Origin of the sequence: Burkholderia sp. WSM2230 (assembly GCF_000472445.1) — a bacterium.
In the GTDB taxonomy this organism is placed as follows: domain Bacteria; phylum Pseudomonadota; class Gammaproteobacteria; order Burkholderiales; family Burkholderiaceae; genus Paraburkholderia.
This window is the reverse complement of sequence record NZ_AXAJ01000011.1, coordinates 102959-126189: the sequence shown is the minus strand read 5'-3', so window position 1 is coordinate 126189 and position 23231 is coordinate 102959. Positions and strand designations below refer to the sequence as shown.

Annotated in this window: 20 protein-coding genes; 4 read left to right on the top strand and 16 right to left on the bottom strand. The window is 61.0% G+C overall.

Going from position 1 to position 23231, the window contains the following annotated elements:
- Positions 1–10 precede the first annotated feature (10 nt).
- The 4 genes from A3AC_RS0120900 (at position 11) to A3AC_RS0120885 (ending at position 3762) form a co-directional block, all read left to right on the top strand.
- A complete protein-coding gene (locus A3AC_RS0120900; RefSeq protein ID WP_025601172.1) occupies positions 11–604 on the top strand; it encodes a histidine phosphatase family protein in 594 nt (197 codons plus the stop codon).
- Complete coding sequence (locus A3AC_RS0120895; RefSeq protein WP_025601171.1) at positions 601–1479, top strand: hypothetical protein; 879 nt, start codon at positions 601–603, stop codon at positions 1477–1479. The genes A3AC_RS0120900 and A3AC_RS0120895 overlap by 4 nt, the downstream gene beginning before the upstream one ends.
- 92 nt (positions 1480–1571) lie before the next feature.
- A complete protein-coding gene (locus A3AC_RS0120890; RefSeq protein WP_025601170.1) occupies positions 1572–2303 on the top strand; it encodes a class I SAM-dependent methyltransferase in 732 nt (243 codons plus the stop codon).
- A 301-nt stretch (positions 2304–2604) separates the two neighbouring features.
- Complete coding sequence (locus A3AC_RS0120885) at positions 2605–3762, top strand: class I SAM-dependent methyltransferase (RefSeq protein WP_025601169.1); 1158 nt, start codon at positions 2605–2607, stop codon at positions 3760–3762.
- Between the two features lie 94 nt (positions 3763–3856).
- On the opposite strand, the gene A3AC_RS0120880 is transcribed toward A3AC_RS0120885, so the two are convergent.
- The 16 genes from A3AC_RS0120880 to A3AC_RS0120805 form a co-directional block, all read right to left on the bottom strand.
- Complete coding sequence (locus tag A3AC_RS0120880; RefSeq protein ID WP_025601168.1) at positions 3857–6346, bottom strand: DUF7657 domain-containing protein; 2490 nt, start codon at positions 6344–6346, stop codon at positions 3857–3859.
- Positions 6347–6398: 52 nt separating this feature from the next.
- Entirely contained in the window at positions 6399–6749 is a 351-nt protein-coding gene (locus A3AC_RS0120875) for a hypothetical protein (RefSeq protein ID WP_025601167.1), read from the bottom strand.
- A 77-nt stretch (positions 6750–6826) separates the two neighbouring features.
- The gene (locus A3AC_RS0120870; RefSeq protein WP_025601166.1) at positions 6827–7870 is read right to left on the bottom strand and encodes a glycosyltransferase family 2 protein; all 1044 of its coding nucleotides are present in this window, start codon (positions 7868–7870) and stop codon (positions 6827–6829) included.
- Between the two features lie 363 nt (positions 7871–8233).
- Entirely contained in the window at positions 8234–9361 is a 1128-nt protein-coding gene (locus tag A3AC_RS0120865; RefSeq protein ID WP_025601165.1) for a glycosyltransferase, read from the bottom strand.
- Between the two features lie 11 nt (positions 9362–9372).
- Complete coding sequence (locus A3AC_RS0120860; protein WP_442856517.1) at positions 9373–10599, bottom strand: glycosyltransferase; 1227 nt, start codon at positions 10597–10599, stop codon at positions 9373–9375.
- A 13-nt stretch (positions 10600–10612) separates the two neighbouring features.
- Entirely contained in the window at positions 10613–11734 is a 1122-nt protein-coding gene (wecB, locus tag A3AC_RS0120855) for a non-hydrolyzing UDP-N-acetylglucosamine 2-epimerase (protein ID WP_025601163.1), read from the bottom strand.
- Positions 11731–13332, bottom strand: a complete 1602-nt coding sequence (locus A3AC_RS0120850) for a polysaccharide deacetylase (RefSeq protein WP_025601162.1) — start codon at positions 13330–13332, stop codon at positions 11731–11733. Before A3AC_RS0120850 ends, wecB begins: the two co-directional genes overlap by 4 nt.
- Positions 13329–14711 carry a phenylacetate--CoA ligase family protein gene (locus A3AC_RS0120845; protein ID WP_025601161.1) on the bottom strand — a complete coding sequence of 461 codons (1383 nt, stop codon included), beginning with the start codon at positions 14709–14711 and terminating at the stop codon, positions 13329–13331. Before A3AC_RS0120845 ends, A3AC_RS0120850 begins: the two co-directional genes overlap by 4 nt.
- A gap of 240 nt (positions 14712–14951) precedes the next feature.
- Positions 14952–15728 carry an ABC transporter ATP-binding protein gene (locus tag A3AC_RS0120840; RefSeq protein WP_025601160.1) on the bottom strand — a complete coding sequence of 259 codons (777 nt, stop codon included), beginning with the start codon at positions 15726–15728 and terminating at the stop codon, positions 14952–14954.
- Positions 15729–15732: 4 nt separating this feature from the next.
- Positions 15733–16554, bottom strand: coding sequence for an ABC transporter permease (locus A3AC_RS0120835; RefSeq protein WP_025601159.1), 822 nt, complete (start codon positions 16552–16554; stop codon positions 15733–15735).
- Position 16555: 1 nt separating this feature from the next.
- Positions 16556–17974 carry a mannose-1-phosphate guanylyltransferase/mannose-6-phosphate isomerase gene (locus tag A3AC_RS0120830; protein ID WP_025601158.1) on the bottom strand — a complete coding sequence of 473 codons (1419 nt, stop codon included), beginning with the start codon at positions 17972–17974 and terminating at the stop codon, positions 16556–16558.
- A gap of 269 nt (positions 17975–18243) precedes the next feature.
- On the bottom strand, positions 18244–19170 hold the full coding sequence (rfbD, locus tag A3AC_RS0120825; RefSeq protein WP_025601157.1) for a dTDP-4-dehydrorhamnose reductase: 927 nt from the start codon (positions 19168–19170) through the stop codon (positions 18244–18246).
- Between the two features lie 11 nt (positions 19171–19181).
- On the bottom strand, positions 19182–19733 hold the full coding sequence (gene rfbC, locus A3AC_RS0120820) for a dTDP-4-dehydrorhamnose 3,5-epimerase (protein WP_025601156.1): 552 nt from the start codon (positions 19731–19733) through the stop codon (positions 19182–19184).
- Positions 19718–20611, bottom strand: a complete 894-nt coding sequence (gene rfbA, locus A3AC_RS0120815) for a glucose-1-phosphate thymidylyltransferase RfbA (protein WP_025601155.1) — start codon at positions 20609–20611, stop codon at positions 19718–19720. The genes rfbC and rfbA overlap by 16 nt, the downstream gene beginning before the upstream one ends.
- Before the next feature lie 10 nt (positions 20612–20621).
- The gene (gene rfbB / locus A3AC_RS0120810) at positions 20622–21683 is read right to left on the bottom strand and encodes a dTDP-glucose 4,6-dehydratase (RefSeq protein WP_025601154.1); all 1062 of its coding nucleotides are present in this window, start codon (positions 21681–21683) and stop codon (positions 20622–20624) included.
- 413 nt (positions 21684–22096) lie between these two features.
- Positions 22097–23008, bottom strand: a complete 912-nt coding sequence (locus tag A3AC_RS0120805) for a GDP-mannose 4,6-dehydratase (protein WP_025601153.1) — start codon at positions 23006–23008, stop codon at positions 22097–22099.
- Positions 23009–23231 lie beyond the last annotated feature (223 nt).

The window sequence follows — 23231 nt, the reverse complement described above, 5'->3', positions numbered from 1 at the left end:
ACACGACACTATGGACCTTCTATTGATCAGACACGGCCAGTCGGTCGCGAATGAAAAGGGACTGCTGATCTCGACCGACAAGGACGGGCTCACCGAGCTCGGCAAAACCCAGTCGATCAACCTCGCGGCGACACTCGATCGCTTTGGCTTCAAGCCGTCGCGCTTTTATTGCAGTCCGTGGGCGCGTGCCCGGCAGACCGCGGAATTGCTGTTCGACGCGGCCACGCCGATCATCTACGACGCACGGCTGGCGGAGACTCATCCGGGCAAATATGCGTCCTGGCTCGAACTTGAGTTCAATCGCGCCTTTCCCGACTTCAACGGAAATATCAGGAACCGCTACGAAGACGGCGAATCGCATCTCGAGATGGCCGAACGCGTGCAAGCGTGGGTCGAATCGGAAGTGCGCCCGCACGTGAACGAAAGCGGTTTGACGGCGGCGGTCGCGCACGGCGGGCCGATCAGCGTCGTATTGCAGCATCTGCTCGGCGTGCCTATCGAGACGCACTATCCGAGCTTCACGGTGCCGAACGCCTCCTTCACATATCTGAAATGGCGCGCGGATCTGAACCGCTACTGCCTGGAACGCGCGGGTCACATATGAGCAAGACCGTTGCGATATTCGAGCCGATCTACTCGCAGGATCAAACGCTGACCTGCGCGGACTTCCTGCCGTTGGTGCGCGCCGACAATGCGCGTCCTGAGTGGCGCGAGTTCAAGATCCTGACCGACATGTATCGCAACGGCGAGCATCTGCAGCACGACCATACGGGCCTTTTTTCGCCCAAGTTCTCGCTGAAGTCGAAGATCGCAGGCCGCGCGTTTCTCGATTTCGTCCAGCGACATGACGGCGCGGATGTCTCTTTCATCAATCCGTTTCCGCAACTCGCCTATTGGTCCTTCAATGTGTGGATGCAAGGAGAGCACGCGCATCCCGGCCTCGCCCGCGCGGCTCAGGCGCTTCTGGATGCGAGCGGTGTCGACATATCGATTGCCGACACGCCGCGGCATGGGCCGGCAACGCTCGCTTACTGCAACTTCTGGGTCGGCTCGCGCCGCTTCTGGGACGAGTACATCGGCAAGACGCTGTTGCCGATTGCCGATTTTCTCGAAGCCAATCCGTCGCACGAAGCGGCCGTAGGTGTGATGACGGACACCATGCACACCGACCCGGCGCCGTTCTTGCCGTTCATTGTCGAGCGCCTCTTCAGCACCTACATTTCATTGCATCCCGAGTTGCCGCGCGCGGCTTATACGTTCGATGCTAACGCCGTGCGCGAGTACTGCATCAACGACTTCGAAAAATTGCTGTTCGATCGCATGCGGACGAAGATCGACCAAGCCGATGCGTCCGGCACATTCGAAGCGGCGCTGATCGAGCAGATGGACACTGTCTGCGCGTTGTGGCAAAAACATTTCTTCGATTTCTACGCGACACGGCCACATCCACATACGGGGCAGCCAGTCAGGATCGGTTAGTGAACGCCCGCTCAGTTGTAGTGCAACAAGTTTTCATTGCAGCACCAGGACCCGCCTCAAGCGGTCAGTGACTTTGCTCAAGAAAGAAACTTATGCATTCAGCACGAATTCACCCGAACGACGACATGTTTCATGGCTCGACCGAGCATTACGAATCGGTCGGCACGCAGATGGCCGACTTTGTCTCCCATGCGGCCGGTCTGGCCGGCGCGCAGTCGCCGACCTGCCTTGAATTGCCCTGCGGTTATGGCCGCGCGACTCGCCACCTGGCATCCCGCTTCGATCCGCAGCAGATACATGCGGCCGACATCATGGTCCCGGCCGTTGAATTCTGCGCCGAGCAGTTCGGCGTCAATGCCTATTCCATTACGGACCCTGTGTACGAGTTCAAAAACGTGCCGGACGAGTTCTTCGACGTCGCCGCACTCGGCTCGTTGATCACGCACCTGTCCGGCCGCAATGCTCGCACGGTGATGAAACACTTCTTGCAGAAGCTCGCGCGTGGCGGCGTTGCGGTCGTCACCACGCATGGCGAGCGTTCACGTGAAATCCTCGCAAGCGTGGACTGCTACCAGGTCGGCGACGCCGCGCGCGCGCATTTGCTCGCAAGCTACGACGCCGGTCAGTACGGCTTCGTCAACTACATGCCCGACCACTCTCTCGAGGCCAAGACTGTCGATTACATTGGAGACAGCTATGGCATCGCGCTGATCCCACATCAATGGATGACCGACGTCTGCCGCGAAAACGGCGTCGAGATACTCGAGTATCGTCGTGGTGGATGGGACAATCACCAGGACGTTTTCTTTATCGCCCGCAACTAAGCTATTCTTTGATCGCTTAGCAATTTCGGAGAGGCCTCGTCGTCGTATTGAGCCGGCATTTGTTCGCGGGCTCAAAGCTACCGACACCGTGGCCGACCGCTCAATCAGCCGGAAAAACTTGCTTCATGCAGCACGTGCGCGATGCACGCGCTGCCCTTCATCGTTTGACACTTGCGACAGGGGCATTGGCCGCCGCCAGCCCTCCTGACGCATGCACGCTGACCCATCTTTTCGCGCTATGCGTCGCTACCCGCGACGCATATCTCGCGCGACCCAGGATGCAGTTGAGTGAGGAGACGACATGACGAAGGAAAGCAATGACCGCGACAAGCTTGCACGAGAGAAGCGTCGAACCCGTCTTCTTCGCGGACTCAACCTGAAGGAGAGCGTGGGCGTAGAGATTGGCCCGCTGTGCTGGCCGCTCGTTCGTCAGATAGACGCCGCGAAGATCATCTATGTCGATCACACCGACACGCCGCACCTGCGTCAGAAGTATCGCGACGATCCGCATGTCGATCCCGGCGAGATCGTCAATGTGGATGCAGTGTGGGGCGAGAACACGCTGCATGAAGCCATCGGCGGGCAGTATGTGGACTATGTGGTGGCATCGCACGTGGTCGAGCATGTGCCCGATCTCGTCACGTGGCTGCGCGAACTGGGGGCGGTGCTCAAGCCGACCGGCGAGGTGCGTCTCGCGGTGCCCGACAGGCGCTTCACGTTCGATTACTTCCGGCGTGAAAGCGGTCTGCCCGAGGTGCTGACAAGCTATGTGGAACGCGCGCGCGTCCCTCATCCATTCTGTCTGCTCGATCACTGCCTGAACGCCGCCGACATCAGCACCGCACAGGCATGGCGCGGGCGTATCGAGCGGGCCTCCGCGAAACGGCATCACACGTGGCAAGGCGCGATGCAACTCGCGCGCGACGCCTTCGAAAACGGCACATATCACGACGTTCATTGCTGGGTTTTCACGCCACGATCGTTCGCGAAGCTCATCGCCGATCTATGCGAAATGAACCTGCTCGACTTTGCATGCGAAGACTTCGCCGACACGGCGCGCAACGGCGCCGAATTCTCCGTCGTGCTGCGGCGTTCGTGTGACCGGGAATACATCGCTAAAAGCTGGCGACGCATGGCACGCGCGGCCATAGCCGCCGCGCCCGGTACTGCGTGGTGGCGAACGCGACGCATATGGGAACAGTTACGTCCCGGCCGGGACAACGCGCGAGCCACCTCGCGCGTATGCGGACAGCGCAGCGAACTCGACCCGATCGAACCGCTCGTGTTTCCGCCGGGGTTCAGTGCTGCCGATTATCTCGCCGCGAACCCCGATGTACGCGACGCGGGCGCGGACGCAGTGACTCACTATCGGCATTTCGGGTGGCGCGAGGGGCGGCGGGTTGGGCCATTGGCGACGGCTACAAGTGAAGCTCATCGAATCACCGCCGGAGCAAGCTGACTGCATTGCCGGTGTGGCGTCGCGCGAGGCATCAGAGTGCGTATCGCCGGATTGCTACGCAGTCGCAGTACGCATTTTTTTATGCTACCAGACGCTACGGAACAACCTTGAAGCGTGTCCAACCAGACGCTGGCGGCGGCATTTTCTGTAACGCGGGATTTGACGAGAGGTCCATCGCCGCGTCCGAGCGGACAAGCACGTACGATATTGGAAGACGGGCGAAATTAAAGGCTCGCGGGTCGACCGTCAATCGGACCATATCACTCTGCGGACTTATCAGAACGGGTATGGGCGAACCCTTCAGATCCGAAAGTTCGACGAATATGTGCTGGTAGCGATTGTAGATATCAGCTTGTTTTCCCGCAGGATCGAGGACGCGCCACAACGACATCTGCGGATAATAGGAGACACCGTTCAGCACTGGGCACCCCGACGCCATCAAGGTCATTGCAGGTAGATGCGATCCGATTACCAGCGTGCGACCGTCCCCTATCGAGCATTTGCCCCCCACGCTTTCAGACGCACTGGAATTTGCGATCACTGTCCAAGGATTGAACGCAGCAGTGGTGAACGTCAGGAAACCAAGCAGCGAAACAAGAAACGCCTTCGACCACCTTGACGCAAGCGCATAAGAACACCAGCCAACAAATAGCAGCAAAAACACCGTCCGCGGGCGGCCCATCAGGCCAGTGACAGGCTCAGGCGCATGTCGCAGGCTCCACCAGATGGCGGCAGTCCAGAGCGCGGCGACTATTATTGCGCCAACATGCTGGCTTCTAGTCTTTTGCACACGGTCGGCTGAATCAGTATTCGTTGCGAGCGCGGTCCCAAGGAGCGCGATCGAGGCTACACCTACGGCAATATCGACTCGGGTAGGAAATGTCCGCCCCCACTGACTCAGTTTGGCCAACTGCACGGGAAACCCGAAGTACTGATACCAGAACGCCAAAGCCAGGAACGCGAGGATGGCAAAGAAGATCGGTTTGTTTTTCCCCTTATAAGCGCCGTTGAAGAAGGCGCCAATCAGAGCAGGCAAGAAGAAGTAGACAAACGACGAGACTTCACTTTGATTTGAAACGCCCTTAAGGTCCCCATAGATAGTTCTGAAATTGGTGAACCCTCGGGACAGATACCATGGATCAATGCCGCCGCCGGGGACAGCGGTACGTTGCCCGGGGTAGATGGTTGCAACCATCGCAGCGACCGCGTCACGCGCGTCATGCCACCACGAACCGACGATTGCACCTGCCAGTACCAGGCCCAGCATGAGCCAACTCATGTTAGCGGCTGAAAAGCGGAGGGACTTCCAGTCCCGGATAGCGACCGCGAAAAGAAGAAGCGCAAACAGATACGCAATAGGAACTTGCCAAGCCGGATACAGTGTCAGTACAAAACCGGAAACGCTTACGCCGATCAACACCGCGAGCAATGGATTGCCCCACCGTCGAGTTCCCGTCAACAACGCAACAACCGATGCAAACGCCGTCGCTGCGAACATGGTCACGTACGCAGGCCAATATGACCATGCGATAACATAGGGCGACATGACGAAACAGAGCGAGAGCAATAAGCCCATTCGCCACTGGCCGCGAAAAAGCACCGAAAAACATCCCCAGAGTCCGAGAACGCAGGCAAATGCAGGGAACCACCAGTGCCAGGCCATCGCTTGGGGCAGGGGCAAGAAAAAGTATCCCCAGGTGGCGGGGCGCCCCAAGGCAGACAGGCCGAGAACTGGAACGGAAGTCATCCCGACAACAAGCATGTTCTGACCGTCTGGCCCGACATTTTTGTTGACCACGGGAAACGCAGGATGATGGCGAACCTGGGCGATTGCCATTGGTGACAGGACCAGCCATTCGTCGCTGCGAATTGGTTTCGGCGTATTCGCGAGCAGCGCGAACCTGATTCCTTGAATAGGGATGCCTCCGTCTTGCGCTTGCCCCACTGAGGACCCCGACACACCGAGTGCCACAAGAATCGCAAAGAAGGCAACGATGCCGATCGCTGGTGAGGCCGGCGGTGGGACCCGAAAACGCGTCCAGCGAGACAGGAGCCGGCTCACAGGCGTTGCGAAGAAATAGCTGATGAGCAGGAAAGAAGCGCCAACAAGGAGACCAACCCAAGTGCCCGGACAAGGCCAACCAGCCTGAGAGATATGGATAAAAGCGTTTTCAGGGGTTGACGGGACACTATCAATGGGCGCCTCACTGTCGAATTGCACTTTGACGAGGAGACGCTGCGTACCTGAATGGACGGTATCCGGTAGTCGCACGGTCAGTCGCCAACCTGAGTCGATCCAATCGCTATGTGTAGTTGCTTTCGCAACATCGGGCCGCGGCTCCCGTGCGGCATGGCCGCGATAGATCTCCTCATCGCCAGCCAGAACCTGAAGCGTCGGAATGCCGGCCTTCCCTTGCGAGGACACTGCCCAGCCTGCCAGTTGCATAGTACGCGCGGCAGAATCAACGACAACCTGGTCAACGAACGCACGAGGAACTGCTTGCGGCTCAGCACCAGCGGCTAATGCCGCGGTCAAATGCAGGCAGGCGAGAATAGTGCAGATTTTTGTGAGGAGTTTGCGCATTTTTCGTCTTCTTGAGAATCACCCGTCGCTAGTGCCCGCCGGCGAATTCGTCTTATCCAAAGCGCGTGGCAACAACCAGTCCGACAATTACCAGCCCCGTACCAATCACATATCCGGTCGTGATGGCCTCCTTGAATATAAAGTGACTCGCGATCGGCACGATGATGAAGCACAGCGCCATAAACGAATACGCCCTATTGAGGTTCACGAATCTCAACAGGTTGATCCAGAGCAGCGTCGCGATCGCGTAGATTGCAAGCGCAAAGAAGATCGTCACCAAGGCGCGTGGCGAGAACCACGTGCCTGCGCTTTGCACTTCCATGCCGGCCTTCTTGAATGCGATCTGCCCGACCGCAATGATGAAGGCACACGAGATTGCCCAGATAGTTTGAAGAGGCGTCATGCTTCAGTACGATAAGTAAATGGTTGCGAGCGGCGCTCGCGACGTTTGCAAGAACGTCGCTGAGCCGCCAAGTGGATTCATTCGATTGGATCGAGCGGCCTTACGTCACCAGTCGTCAACGGCGCATGCGCCCGCAATGGCTGAAACGGCAGGAATTTGCTGATTGGCCGCGACGGTACGTTAGCGACATCGAAGTTGAGGAAGCCCAGCAGCAATTGCAGGCCGATCAACACTGGCAACGCGGAAAGCATGATCGTGCCAAGCGGAGTGGGCGTGGCCGTTGCGAGTGCGTTAATCCAATGCACGACACCAAAGCAGGTTCCGAACACGAACAGGATCAGGCCGGCGATCAACTCGAAGGTGGCCGCCGTCATGTCGCGTAAGAAATAGTTGTAAAAGATCCGCTTCATGAAGTTCTTTGCATGTTTGCCCGTGAACTCGAAAAGAACCTTTGTGATCTTGAGGTTCGATTCCTCGTCTCCGTACACTGCGTCCATTGGAATATCGACAACTACGGCGCGCAGCGTATTAAGCCGAAACAGCATGTCTGTTTCGAAGAAGTAGCGCTGACTGATGCGGTCAAACGGCAAGTGCGCAGCGGCGCGCGCGTTGATCGCCGTGTAGCCGTTCGTCGGGTCAAAGATCGTCCAGTAGCCAGTGGAAATCTTTGTCATGATCGAAAGGCCGGCGTTGCCGATCAGCCGCATAGCGGGCATGCGGCTGATGTGCGTCAGATCGTAAAAGCGATTGCCCTTCGTGTAGTCCGCCCACCCTTCAACGATAGGAGATACGAATTTGGGCAAAAGGCCTGGATCCATCTGGCCGTCACCGTCAATCTTGACGATCACGTCCGCACCTTCGGCGATCGCTTCTACGTAGCCCGTCATCACGGCCCCGCCGACTCCCTTATTTACGGCATGCCGGACGACGCGTACGCGCTCGTCCTTGCAATGACTCTCGACAAAATCGCCGCTCTTGTCCGGGCAGCAGTCATCAACAACAAAAATCCGATCGACTTCCGGCCCGATCTTCGCGATCACACCGAGGATATGCGCGCGGACTTTGTAGCTAGGTATAACAACCGCAATAGATGGAGCCTTGTTCGGAATGCTTGAGTTCATGTGTCGTTTGCCTGTCGCGCCGCTCTTTCGGCGTTCTGCATTTGAAGCGCTTATACGCAGAGATACCTGCATGGCAAGATTCGAACACGATCGCCCGGCCCCTATCGATACCGCTCGCCGGGTCGCCGCACTCGTAGCCGGCTGACGCATCACCATAGTTGCGCCCTGAACCGTCGGATTAGCCACAACCTTACGTCGTCTTGCGATGCGCGTGGCGCAACGTAAAGTGCGCACAGGTTCGGCAGCCCGCTTCTGAAACCCTGCCAGGTCACGGAAAATGCGCCAACTATGCCGTTACATGTTATTTCTGGCAAGTTGTTTCATCTGCAAGATAGCGTTCCAAGCCGGGAAAGGAACGGCGTTTCAGCCCAGCACCTCTTCATAAAGCCCGCGATAGGCATTACCCAACGCCGGGCCCGAGAACAGCCTCTCGTACCGCTCACGCGCCGCCGCGCCCATCTTTCGCGCAAGCGCCTCGTCAAGCACCAACTCATTGACCGCCGCCGCGAACCGAACCGGCGCCTCGGGCGGCACTACAAAGCCCGTCACGCCGTGCTCGTTCACATAGGAAGTGCCCGAGCCCACCTCGCAGCAGACCATCGGCTTACCGAACATTTCCGCTTCGACCAGCACCATTCCGAATGCCTCCGAGCGCAGGTGCGACGGCATCACCAACGCGCGGCAGCCGTTCAGCAACGCGACTTTCTCTTCATGCGACACCTGCCCGGCGAACACCACGTTGTCTGCGCCGACTTCGCGTGCAAGCGCGGTTAGCCGCTCCATTTCCGGTCCCGACCCGGCAATGACGATTTTCGACGCGATCGACGGCGCGGCCTCGATCAACGTATGCAGTCCCTTGTAATACCGCAGGACCCCGAGCGCCAGCACATACGGCTCGTCGCCGAGTTGCAGCCGGTCCAGACAGCGAGGCGAGAAACGGCCGAGCACAGGGTCATCGCGGTAATCGATGATGCCAAGCGGGATAGCCTTCAGGCGCCGCTCATCCACGACGCTCGTCAGAATCGGGCTGCTTCGCGCATAGACGGCCGAGGTGGCCACCACCGCCGACATTGAGCGCAATGTGGAGCGCATCAAAGGTCCGTACACGTAACCTAGGGCGCGCTGCCGGACCACGTCCGAGTGATACGTCATTACCGCGGGCTTTTTCACTCGGCCCAACAGATGCAGCACGTCGGCAAACGGCCATGGGAAGTGAAAATGCAGAATATCGGCGGATTCGGCCTGTGTGCGGTATTGCCGCAGCGACTCCAACCCGCCGAGATCGCACGAAGCTGGCGCGGCCCACGAGCGCGAACGCGTCACGATGCCCTCGGGAAACCGCACCTCGCGCGGCACCGGATTCGGCGACAGCGTGAAGATGCGCGGATCCACGCCGCATGCGCGCGTGGACAGGCTGATCTGACGGATCGCTTCCTGAAGACCGCCGGGGGGGTCGGGAAAATACGTGCGGTAGATATGCAGGACTTTCATGCGGCTATCACTCACGCGACGGCGTCCAGCGACGCGGACCGGCCGTCGCCCGGCGCATGACCTGCGAACGTGATCGCGAGCATCTTGTCGAGCCTGCGCTCCCACGTGTTCTCGCCAACCGCCGCGACGGCCTCATCGGCGGAGAGCTTGCCGCGTGCCAACTGTTTTTCGATCGCGGTGATGAAGGCTTTTGCATCGCCGCCCACTTCGAGACCGGCCCGCGGCTCCTTCGCGAAGTCAAGCGGCGTCGACACCACGGGCAGGCCGGCGGCAAGGTATTCGTAGAACTTCATCGGGAACATCGAGCGGGTGTACTCGTTGAGCAAGGTCGGCAGCACGCCGACGCGCATGCCGCGCAAATACCGCGGCAGCGACTGATAGCTGCGATAGCCGAGCAGGTGCACGTTCGGCAAGCGTGCGAGCTGCGCGAGCAGTTCGCTGCGCTGCCCTTCCCGCTCCTCGCCGATAATCACCCACTGCCATTGCGGACGCGCCTGCGCGGTCTGCATCAGGAGCGGAAAGTCGACCTTGAAGTCGGACAGCACGCCGTGATAAACGAGCCGCGGTTCGGGAATCGCAGCCAGTTCCGCAGGTATCGGACCATCCGCGCGGGCCTCGCCGAAATGCACGTCGTCGACCACGTTGCCGAAGAAGTGCGTGTTTCGGTTGAACGGCAGGCACACTTCCTTTAACGACATCGCCGTCGTGAACACCGCCTCGCATTGACCGAGCAGCGCCTGTTGCGCGCTGCGGAAAGCGTCGACGTCGACACCGGGGATCGTCGCGATGTCGTCGACGCAGTGATAGACGAGCGGTCCGCGCGGCAAGGTCGAGATCGAGTCGAGCATGTACGGGTGATACGTCCACACGACCGGATCTTTGTAGCGATGCCCTTTGGCAAAGCGCGCCACCGAAAAGCGCAGCAGCGCCTGATTGAGCGAGCGCACAAAAGGCAGATGATGCCCGGCCGGCACCATCAGCGGCGAGAGCACCCAGATGTTTGCCGCGCGCCGCGGCGGGCCGAGCACGAGCGACTGCACGCCGCGCCACAAGCGCCGCCACAGACGCGCCCAGTCGCGGCCGCTGCCGACCTTCGGCGAACGGAAGCCGACGCTCTCCACATACAGAACCCGCCAGCCGCGCGCGGCCAGAATGCTCGCCGTGTGCTGCTTGTTGGTCCAATACGGTTCGTCCCAGTCGGCGGTCGAAAACAGCACGCAGTCATGCGCGGCTGACATCACATCCTTGCCGTCAACCAATGAACACCTCGACCGGCCGGCCCAACAGGCTTTCGACGATGCGGCGCGACGCCAGCCCGTCGCCATAAGGGTTTGCGCGGTTGCGCAGCGCCTTGCGGCGCGCCGGGTCGTCGAGCCAACCCGCCACCGCGCTTTCTATGTTCTGCGGCGCCTGACCCGCCAGCGTCGCAAAGCCGGCGTCGACGCCTTCCCGGCGTTCCGTGTGATTGCGCATCACGACGACCGGCACGCCAAAAGTCGGCGCTTCTTCCTGGATGCCGCCCGAATCGCTGACCACCACCGCGCTGCGGCTGATCAGATAGAGGCTCGTCGGATAGTCGACGGGTTCGATCAGCGCGAGGTTCGCAATGCCGTCCAGTTCGCGATGCACCGGGCCGCGCACGGCAGGATTCAAATGCACCGGAAACACCCAGCGATAAGCGCTGTAGCGCTGGCACAGATCGCGCAGCACACGGCAAATGTCTTGCAACACATCGCCGAAATTTTCCCGCCGATGGCAGGTGACGAGAACATGCTGGTCTTCGGCGCCATGCCATTCGGGCAGCGGACTTTGTGGCGGCGTCGTGCTCCAGCTTTGCCTGACCTCGGCAATCGCGTCGACAACCGTGTTGCCGGTCACAATGATCTTTTCTGCGGCGATGCCTTCGGCGAGCAGATGCTGGCGCGCCAGCTCAGTGGGCGCGAAATGCCGCGTCGCGATGCGGCCGATCAGACTGCGGTTCGCTTCCTCGGGAAACGGGCTCGTCAGGTCGCCGGTGCGCAGGCCCGCTTCGACGTGACCGACCGCAATCCCGCGATGGAACGCAGCGAGGCTCGCGCAAAACGCCGTCGTGGTGTCGCCCTGCACGATCACCCAGTCGGGACGCACTTCTTCGAACGCGCGGTCGAGCGCCGCGAGAAGGCGCGACGACAGCGCGTTGAGCGATTGTCCCGCGCTCATCGTGTCGAGCGTGAGGTCGGGTTCGATACCAAAGAACGCGAGCGCTTGCGCGGCCATGTCCTTGTGCTGGCCGCTCGCGCAGACCACCGTGTCGACCTGCTCGCGCAACGCGCGCACCACTGGCGCGAGCTTGATGACCTCGGGCCGCGTGCCCATCACCACCATGACTTTCATTGCAGTGGTTTCCCCGCTTGAACCCGCACGTGCGCGCCGCGATATTCGACGCCGAGCGTCAAGGGTGTGGCGGCTCTTGCCGACGCTGCTTCCAGATTGCCTGGCGTCATGACGCGATAATCGTCGGCGTCTCCGACAACCTGCGCAAGCGATCTGAACTTGAGAAAATCGAGCGCTGCTTCTTCGTGCAGAAAAAGCGGCTTTTGCGCCTTGCTTCTGATGTAGGCAATAAACTTCTCGTGAGCGTCGACACGCTGCGCTTCGTCCGTCCAGCCATACGTATAACGTTCGGAGAACGGATGGTCGAGATAGCCGAACAGCGTATTCGTTGCGTACGCGTAGTCGAAAGCCTGTTTGAAGATCGCGAGCGGGTCGCCGTCCTTCAACATGCAATCGCCGTGCAGCATGCACTGCTGGCTGTGCGCGACGAAGCCCGCGGGCATGCCGGCCAGCGCGCCGCCGCGAGCGGTCAGAAACTCCGGATCGTTGCGGATGATTCCGCCGACGCAGCCTTCGTAGCCGGCGTCCGCGAGACCGCGCATTGCATAGGACGGCGACTGATGAAACGGCGAGACGGCATAGCGCACAGGCACGCCCGTCGCCGCTTCCAGCAAGGCCGCCGACTGCATGCCTTCCGCGACGGCATTGTCGTAAGTGCCGCCCCAGTTCGGCGCATGCGTCGCCGTATGCGACAGCACCGCAGCGTGTGTCCTGTCGACGAGAAGCTCGCGCAAAATGCCGTGCTGCTCGGGGCGGTTCAGGTTTTGCGTGTGGACGGCGAGCGTGAACGGCACGCCAAGACGTTGATAGGCCTGCCACAACGGACGCGCGGATTCAACGCCTTCGTCGCAGTCGAGGCGCGACGTGATTGCCGCGTCGTAGCCCCACGGCAGTTCGCTCAGCACCGGCTGGCAGGGCAGCATGTCCTGCGCCCGATAGCTCGACAGAAAATTTTCGACGAGGCGCCACTCGAACGAATCGCACGGACCGACTGGCCGGTTGAACCACAGCACGCTCGACGCACCCGCATCGGACAGCGCGCCGTACGAGAACTGCCTCTCGCCGCCGACAAAGACCGCCGCAAGTTCCGCCTCTGCGGGCACCTGCACCGGCTTGCCGACCGCCCACATCGAGCCGTCGCCGCGGATCGCGCCGAAGCCGAGATCGTTCCATTCGTCGGCGAAATCGAAACGCTCGAACGGACGATGCCACGTGTCGCCGCCAAGCGTCTGCGCCAGCGCGCCGTAATTCACCGCCGCGGCGCTCTCGCGCTGCTCGCCCGGGGGCGCCGGTTCGCTGCGGCTTGCCATAGTGAGATCGGCGTGCGGATCCGCACTTTGATAACCGAGATAGTCGGCAAGCGCGATCGGCATCTTGCCGAACACCACCAGCTTGCGAGGGCGGGCGCGCAGCCACGCGATCAGATCGGCGCTCCAGCCATCGGGCGTGTCGACGGCAACCACGATATCAGGCGCCATCCCACGCAGCAGGCTGCGCGAGATCGGCTGCACCTGGCTCGCGCTGACCGAGCGCTGCACGGCGGCGAGCGCATGGTGGCCGGCTTGTGCCGAAGCGTTTGATGAAAGAATCCCGATCATGCAGTCACCACGTGACGGAACTTGGCCCGGCTGCCGACGCGCACGAAATCGTCGTGTCCGACATAGGCGATCGTGAAGGCGTCCTGCCAGAAATGCCGCAGCCTGGCGGTGGTTTCTTCCGCATTCGCGTGCGGCTCCAGCACGATGCGCAGCGTGGGCGGCGAGGTGCGCAGATCGATCTGAAACTCCTGAATGCCGCCGACGCGATGATCGAGCATGTCCTGGATGTGGTGCGTGGGGTGCGCAACGCCGTTGATCGGCACGACGTCGTGAATGCGGCCGACCACATCGGTCAGGAAAAAGCCTTTCTCCGTTTCCTGCACGCGCGCGTTGTCGCCCGTCGCATAGCGGATGAGCGGCATCAGCTTGTTGCGAAAGCCCGTGAACACGAGTTCGTGCGTGCCGTCCGGATTGCCTTCCGGGACGCGGCTTTCCGGCCATCCTTCGGATTCGAGAATCTGGAAACCGCCTTCGTGACCGTCGAGCTCATAGGCCATCACGCCAAGTTCAGCGAGGCCATAACGGTCGATCACGCGGCAACGCAGCGCCGACGCGATCATTTCGCGCGCATGCGGTTCGAGCAGTTCGCCGCTCGACTCGAACACCTGGAACGCCTTGCCGCCGCCGTATTTGCGCTGCACGTAGCAGGCGAGCGCGTACATGGTGGAAGGATGCGAATGCGCGAGGTAAGGCTTGCGGCGCTTCAACGTGCGCCACATCTCCTCGAGACCCTGATCGTCGATGCGGTCGAAGAAGATATTGCTGCGGTTCATCGCGAAGCACTTGAAATCTTCGCGCGAGGGCCATTCGGGAATCACCTGATCCGGGAAACGGCACGCAAAGTGAAGCTCCGAGCGATGACGTAGTTTGCCGATGCGCTCGCGGCAATAGTTGGTGACCGCCGACGAGTAGTCCGCGCCTTCCTGATCGTAATAGATCGTGGTGGACAAACCCGTCGACCCGCCGGTCTTGCATGCGTGATGCTGGCCTGCTTCGAGCGGCCCGGACAGGAGGCGCGGCCCCTGTTCACGGATGATGTCCTTGGTCAGATACGGAAGCTCTTCCAGGTAGCGAGGGTCCTGCTTGACCTTGGCTGGATCGAACTGCCTCGCCTTGAACAGGTCCTGGTAATACGGCACTTTTTCGCCGGCGAATTCGAGCATGCCCGCAAGACGTTCCAGGGCAATGCGCCGGCGATGCGGCATGGGCAGCCTGTAGTGCTCGCGCAGTTCCTGGATTTTTGGGCGCACGCTGCGCTTTTCGCGGCTCTCCGCGATCGGATAGGCGATGTAGCCACCGGCAAAACCCTTCAGCGTGCGAAACGGCTGGCGCACGAACAGGGATTCGGAATAACGCAGGAATGGGTGATTAGCTCGCATGACTTCGAACCTTGTTGCGCCTCTCTTGCGCCTGACTGCTGTCGCCGGATGCGCCGCGAAAGTTTCGCGGGCGCTTCGGCGGCACGATTTGTATTGAGCGCGAAGCTTTGCCTGGAATGAAAACGCGCGGAAACAGTACGGCCCGCACGCATCCGGCTTTCATTGACACACTGCATGCGTTGCTGCGGCGGCAAGTCTCAACGACCCGGTACCCCCGCGACCTCGACTCTTACTCCAGCGTCAATGGGGCAATTGCGCGGTGTGGCTGACGACCGGGCCCTCGCTCTCGGCCGGCGGGACGACGGGTTCGTCTGCGATCATCCGGCCGTGCTCCATCGAAATCTTGCGATTGCACACGCGTGCCACCAGCGACGGATCGTGCGACGCAACGACCAGCACCGACGCCTTGCCGACAAGACTTTCCAAACGCTCCGCAGCCTTGATGCTGAACTCGGCGTCGCCCACGCTCAGCCACTCGTCCATGATCAGGATGTCGGCTTCGACGCTCGTGGAAATTGCGAACGCGAGGCGCAGCATCATGCCGCTCGAATACGTGCGCACCGGCAGGTTCAGGTAGTCGCCCAGTTCGCTGAAATCCGCGATTTCGTCAATCTTGCTGCGGATGCGCGCTGGCTTCAGCCCATCAAGAATGCCGCGCAAATAGATGTTTTCGAAGCCGGTCGCGTCGGGGTCGAGGCCCATTGACACGTCCAGCAGCGACGCAATCTTGCCGTGCACTTTCAGCTCGCCGCGCACCGGCGCATACACGCCCGACAGCGTGCGCAACAGCGTGGTCTTGCCCGAGCCGTTGTGACCGACGAGGCCCACGCGATCGCCCTCGGTGAAGCTGAAGGACAGATCGTCGATCGCCTTGACGATCGCATGGCGTCCTGCGTCCTGGCCGATGCGGCCACCCGTCGTGAGGTTGAGCACCGCCTTTTTCAGCGAGCGATGCGAGTTCTCGTAAATCGGAAATTCGACGGAGATGTTACGAGCGACAATCGATGAAGAACTCACAATATCAAAGCCAGTAAGGAACGCGATTACGGAAACGCTTCATCAGGAATTGCGCGAATGCAAAGCCGACAATCAACAGGCCGATCGACCACGCCCACGACTCCCAATGCGTAGGACGGCCGGTGAGCGGCGCGCGAACCGTTTCGATCAGGTGATAGAGCGGGTTGTAATCGGCGATCCAGCCGCGATCCTTGAGGATTTCCGGCGACCACATGACCGGCGTGAAAAAGAACACGACCTGGATCAGATTGGTGACGATGGGCGGAATGTCGCGAAAGCGCGCGCACAACACGCCAAGCGTGACGCCGAGCCATACGCCGTGCAGCAACAGAATGCCGAGCGCGAAGGGCACCAGCAGGAATTCCCAGCCTGGCCAGCGCCCGAAAGCGAGCAGCAACACCACGACCACCGGCAGGCTATGCAGCAGGATCACGAAGTTGCGCCACGCGATGCGGCATACGTGCACGGTAAGCGGCAGACGGATCTGCTTGATCAGATACGCGGCGCCAATGAATGCCAGACAGCCTTCGTTGGCGACAGAAGCGAGATAGGCCCAGACCACGAGGCCAACCGCGAGGTACGGCAGGTAGTCGGAGATTTCCTGATGCAGCAGCGTGGAGTACAGCGCGCCAAGCACGACGACCATGATGATCGTGCTCAACGTGAACCAGAACGGCCCGAGCACCGAACGGCGATAGCGTTGACGGATGTCGTGCCAGCCGAGCGTGCCCCACACGCGCACCGACTTCATGCCGACGACGAGATCGTCGTTCTGCGTGTGCCGTGTGAGGTCTTCACTACTGTCGTTGATAAAGGTGATGTCCATCTCAAGTACGTCCGTAAATGTCTTCAAAGCGGACGATGTCGTCTTCGCCCAGATATTCGCCGCTTTGCACTTCGATCATCACGAGCTCGACGACGCCCGGATTCTCGAGGCGGTGCTTGTGGCCCGCCGGAATATAGGTGGACTCGTTGGTCGACACGAAGAATTCGTTTTCTCCGTTGACGACCTTGGCCATGCCGCTCACCACCACCCAATGTTCGTTGCGGTGGTGATGCATCTGCAAGCTCAGACTCGCGCCCGGCTTGACTTCGATACGCTTGATCTTGAAACGTGGGCCTTCCTCGAGCACCGAGTACGTGCCCCACGGCCGGTGCACCGTGCGATGCACCTTGTACGCCTCGTGCCCACGCGCTTTCAGTTCCGCGAAGATCTGCTTCACGTCCTGAGCGCGATCTTTGTTCGCAAGCAGCAGCGCGTCCGGCGTGTCGATCACGATCAGATCCTCGACGCCCACCGCGCCGATCAGCCGGTTGCCGCCGCGCACGTAGCAGTTCTTCACGTCGAACAGCAGCGCTTCGCCTTCCACGCGGTTGCCGCTCGCATCCGCCGGCGAAAGATCGCTCAGCGCCGTCCAGGAACCGACGTCTGTCCAGCCGATGTCGCAACGCACGACCGCGGCGTGCTCGCACTTCTCCATCACTGCATAGTCGAACGAGACGTCGGGCACGGCGCCGAAACAGCCCGGTTCGAGACGGATCTGCGCGGCGCCGTCCGGCCCTTGCGCCGATGGCGAAGTCTTCATGCATTCGGCTGCTGCACTCAGAATCTCGGGGCAGTGCTGCTGCATCTCCTTGAGAATGGTGCGCGCGGTGAAACAGAACATGCCCGAATTCCAGACGAACTTGCCGGACGCCAGGTACTCGCGTGCTTTTTCGAGCGACGGCTTTTCAACGAAACGCACGACGTTCTCGCCGTCCGCCTCGATATAGCCGTAGCCCGTCTCGGGTGTTTGCGGTTGCACGCCGAAGGTGACCACCTTACCGGCCTCGGCAAGCTTTTGCGCTGCCGCCACGGCCTTGGCAAACGCCGCCTGGTCGGCGATCAGATGATCGGCCGCCAGCACCAGCATGACGGTTTGATCGCCGTGCGCTTTCGCCGTATGGAGCGCCGCCGTCGCGACAGCAGCAGCCGTGTTGCGGCCAAACGGTTCAAGAATGAACGAGGTCGCGCAGCCCTTCGTGTTCACCTCGCGGAAGTCGTCTTCCGTTTTGAAGAACAGCTCGCGATTGGTTACCGTCAGCACTTCCTTCACGCCGGGCAATGCGACCGCGCGCAGGAAAGCTTTCTGCAAAAGGCTCTCGCCATCCGCGAGACGGATGAACGGCTTCGGGTGCGACTCGCGCGAGACCGGCCACAGTCTCGAACCCGCCCCGCCACACAGAATGATCGGCAACAAACTCACAGGCACCCCTTCAATACCGCATCTATTACTTGGCCGCTTTGCCGCGAGCATGTCGGGCATGCCGCGCCACAGCCCGTCGCGACGGTCGGCAGACGTTCTGCACAACACATCAGTCAGGCCGGAGCAAGCGTCACAGGAAGATCAATATTCTACCCTCGCCCTCTTTCAGTATCGTCAGCCAGCGTGGGGCTCGGGCGACGAGCGTGCCGCGAACCGCAGCCCGCAACCCGGACCCTTCACGAGCCGCGCCGGCAGCTTGCGCCAAAGCCTCAGAGGCGCGCGGCAGGCGACTTCGGGAACCCGTCGGTCAGGCACAGCTTCAACGCATCGCGCCAATGGGGCGCAGCGAGCCCGAAGACCTGTCCGAGCTTTTCATTCGACATGCGCGAATTGGACGGACGCTTCGCTGGCGTCGGATACTCGGCAGCAGGAATAGGCAGCGTGTTGGGCCGGTTGGGCAAGTCCGCCAGTTCGAAGATGGCCGACGCAAAACCGTGCCACGACGTGGAGTCGCCGGCACACAGGTGATAGATGCCCGAACGTTCCTGCCACCAGGAGGCGCTGTCTTGCGCCGCGAACGACTGCGCCGCGATATGCGCGGTGAGCGTTGCGATGGTGTTGCACCACGTGGGCGCGCCGAACTGGTCGGCGACGACTTTCAACTCGGGCCGCTCGGCGCCGAGCCGCAACATGGTGAGCAGAAAATTCTTGCCGCGCGTGCCATAGACCCAGCTCGTGCGCAGCACCAGGTGATTGGCGCCGCTGGCCGCGATGGCCTGTTCGCCAGCAAGCTTGGTCCGGCCATACACATTTTGCGGATTGGTGGGGTCGCTTTCCACATAAGCGCCCTCCTTCTCGCCGTCGAACACGTAGTCGGTCGAATAGTGGATCAGTGCCGCGCCGAGCTTCTTTGCCTCCCCGGCCAGCACGCCCGGTGCTTCGCCGTTGATGCGCATGGCAAGGTCCTGCTCCTGTTCCGCCTTGTCAACCGCCGTGTAGGCCGCGGGATTGACGATCAACGCGGGCTTCACATCGCGAACCACCGCGCGGATCTGATCAGGGTTCGACAGGTCCAGCGTAGACCGGTCCACCGCGACCACGCTGCCGAGCCCTTGCAACGTGCGAGCGAGCTCATAGCCAACCTGGCCGTTGACGCCGGTGACGAGAATCGTCCGCTTGCCATTCTGTGCGCTCATGCGGCGGCCCCTTATGCGTAGACTTCCGCGTCACCCAACCGCTTACCCGCCGCATCCTTCGCAGCGAGCAACGGCTCAAAATCGATAGGCCACTCGATACCAATTGCCGGATCATTCCAGACGATGCTGCGCTCGTGCTCAGGAAACCAGTAGTCGGTCGTCTTATAGAGGAACTGCGCGGACTCGGACAGCACGACAAAACCGTGCGCAAAGCCAGGCGGCACCCACAGTTGCCGATGGTTCTCCACCGACAGCGTCACCCCCACCCACTTCCCGAAATTCGGCGAACTCTTGCGAATATCCACGGCGACGTCGAACACTTCACCTTCCACCACGCGCACGAGCTTGCCCTGCGCATGCTGAATCTGATAGTGCAAGCCGCGCAGCACGCCTTTCGCGGAGCGCGAATGATTGTCCTGCACGAACGTCACGCCGGTTTCGACGTGCTCCGCGAACTCAACGGCATTGAAGCTCTCGTAGAAATAGCCGCGCGCATCGCCGAACACCTTCGGCTCGATGATCTTGACTTCAGGCAGCGCCGTAGCGGTTACTTGGATGGCCATGCAACTTGGTCCGTAAGAATGTTTTGCAGATATTGCCCGTAGGCGTTCTTCGCGAGCGGCGCGGCGAGCGCGAGCAATTGCTCGGCACCGATCCACTGCTGGCGGTACGCGATTTCCTCGGGACACGCGACCACGAGGCCCTGGCGCTTCTGCAAGGTTGCGATAAATGTGGCCGCTTCGATCAGCGAATCGTGCGTGCCCGTATCGAGCCACGCATAGCCGCGGCCCATGATCTCGACATTGAGCGCGGCGTTGGCGAGGTAACGCGAATTGACGTCGGTGATTTCAAGCTCGCCGCGCGGCGACGGCTTGATGTCCGCGGCGATGTCGCAAACCTGCTTGTCGTAGAAGTACAGACCGGTGACCGCGTAATTCGACCGCGGTTTGGCAGGCTTTTCCTCAATCGACAATGCGCGGAACTGCTTGTCGAACTCGACCACGCCGTAGCGCTCGGGATCGTGCACGTGGTAGGCGAAAACGGTCGCGCCTTCGGCCTGATTGTTGGCGCGCTCGAGCTGCTTTGCGAGGTCGTGACCGTAGAAAATGTTGTCGCCGAGAATCAGCGCCGACGGATCATTACCGACAAACTCGCGCCCGATGATGAACGCCTGCGCGAGACCGTCCGGCGAGGGCTGAACCGCGTATTGAATGTTCATGCCCCACTGGCTGCCGTCGCCGAGCATGGCTTCAAAGCGCGGCGTGTCCTGCGGCGTTGAGATGATCAGCACGTCGCGAATGCCCGCCACCATCAGCGTGGAAAGCGGGTAGTAGATCATCGGCTTGTCGTAGACCGGCAGCAGCTGCTTTGAGACGACGTGCGTAATCGGATAGAGCCGGGTGCCCGATCCGCCCGCGAGAATAATGCCTTTGCGCGCCATGGCTATGCCCTTACGCGCGTTGCGCGTAGTTGGTCTCAACCCACTTGCGGTACTCGCCCGAAGCGACTTCGTCAGACCATGCCTGATTGTCGAGATACCACTGGACCGTTTTGGCCAGACCCGTCTCGAAGGTTTCCGCGGGCTTCCAGCCGAGTTCGCGTTCGAGCTTGCGCGCGTCGATTGCATAACGGCGGTCGTGGCCCGGACGGTCCTTCACATACGTGATCTGGTCGCGATAGGAGCCGCCCGCCTTCGGACGCAGTTGATCGAGCAGATCGCACAGCGTGTGCACGACCTCGAGGTTCTTCTTCTCGTTCCAGCCGCCCACGTTGTACGTCTCGCCCGGTACGCCACGCGCGAGCACTTCGCGAATCGCGCTGCAATGGTCGCCCACATACAGCCAGTCACGCACGTTCTGACCGTCGCCGTAGACGGGTAGCGGCTTGCCGCCGAGCGCGTTGGCGATCATCAGCGGAATCAGTTTTTCGGGGAACTGGTACGGACCGTAGTTGTTCGAGCAGTTCGTGGTGAGCACCGGCAGGCCGTACGTGTGATGGTACGCGCGCACCAGGTGGTCCGAACCGGCCTTGGTGGCCGAGTACGGGCTATTGGGCGCATACGGCGTGGTTTCGGAGAATTGCGGATCGGTTGCGGACAGCGAGCCGAACACTTCGTCAGTCGACACGTGCAGGAAGCGGAAAGCGGCCTTGTCGGCCTGGCCGAGCGTGTTCCAGTAGCTTCGCGCAGCTTCGAGCAGCGTGAAGGTGCCCACGACATTGGTCTGAACGAAATCGGCCGGGCCATGAATCGAACGGTCGACGTGGCTTTCAGCGGCGAAGTGCAGCACGGCACGCGGCTTGTGCTCGGCGAACAGGGCGTCCATGGCGGCGCGGTCGCAAATATCCGCGCGCACGAACACATGTTTCGGATTGCCCTGTTGCGACTTGAGCGTGCCGAGATTGCCGGCATAAGTCAGCTTGTCAACATTCAGCACCGCTTCGTCCGACGTATTCAGCCAGTCGAGCACGAAATTGGCGCCGATAAAGCCGGCACCGCCCGTTACCAGGATCATGAAATTCCCTTCCAGATGTCAGCGACAGCCCCGGCATTGGTCAGCCGGCCCGCTCGCCACGCGTTGTGAGTCCGATTTTTCGACGCCCGCGGCCTGTGCACAGCACGCAGGCGCTTAGACGCCAATCTTATGAAGCCCCGATTATAAAGCCGCGGAGAACAAAAACTAGGACCCTAACAACTTGAAACAGCTTGACAAGTCTGGTTTCGGGTTCAATTTCCGCTGCTGCATGCTGACCGTTCATGCTTACCGAATCGCCTTGCGCACACGCGAGGCGTGATACGACACCACGCTGTGCCCCGTACGCGGGACGCGCGGCGCGGTGGAGAAAAGCATGGAAAGGGAATGGTGCGGGCCGCGGCCCCCTCGGGCCGGCGCAATTCGACGGACGGGCGAGCGCCCGTCCGCGTGTTTCAGGCCGCGAGCATCCAGCGCAGCGTATCCATGAACGGAATGGCCTGCACTTCGGGAACCAGCGAGCGCAGCTTGGCGGGCGACCCGGCGAGGACCTTCACATCGGTTTGCCGGACGAACGCGGGATTGACATGCACCTGCAGCTTATGGCCGGTCAGATCGCTTGCGGCGAACAGAATCTCGCGCAGCGTATAAGGCGTGCCCGTGCAGACGTTCACCGTCTCAGCCGTCGCGGCCGAATCCAGCAAGGCTTCGTAAGCGCGCGCCACATAGCGCACGTCGGAAAAATCGCGCGCTACGTCGATATTGCCCAGCTCGATGGACGGCTCGCGCCGCGCAAAATGCTCGACGATCTTCGGCACGAGAAAGTTGGACGCCTGTCCGCGGCCGGTGTAGTTGAACGGCCGCACGATCAGGATAGGCAGCCGCTCGAACCACGTGTGCACCATCGTTTCCATGGCCGCCTTGCTGGCCGCATAGTGGTTGACCGGCGTGAGCGGAAAGCTTTCGTCGATCGCGTCGCTCGTCACGTTGCCATACACATTCGCGCTGCTCGCAATCAGCACCTTACGCGGCGTGTGACCGGTCGCGGCGCACGCCTCCAGCACGTTCAGCGTGCCGATCACGTTGACGCGGTAAAAGTCGAGCGGATCGTCATGCCCGACAAAGCTGATCGCAGCCAGATGCACGATGTAATCGGGCCGCACGGCTTCGATCACGCGCCGGCAGTTTTGCGGCGACGTGATGTCGAGCCGCAGGCGCGTGGGCGTTTCCGCCTGGTCGCTGCCGGCAAAAGTTTCGATCACGGTATGGCCGCGTTCGAGCAGATTGTCCACCAGATAGCGGCCAGTAAAGCCGCTCGCTCCGGTGACGAGCGTGCGGACTGGTTGCTTCGCATGGGAAGACGACATGCTTTCTCCGTTCACGAGGGTCATTCTGTTGTGATGCAATATCGCGCCCGTCGTTCACTGCGGCCGACGCGTGTGCCGAACGCATGGGCCAAACAGAAGCCGCGGCTGCCGCACTGGCCGATGCCGACGCTGCAAACGGGCTATTATGTCACGCTCTTTTGCTGCACCGCTTCAACGCGGCACGCGCCGTGCGCCGCCGCGTGTATCGAACCGCAAATATTCC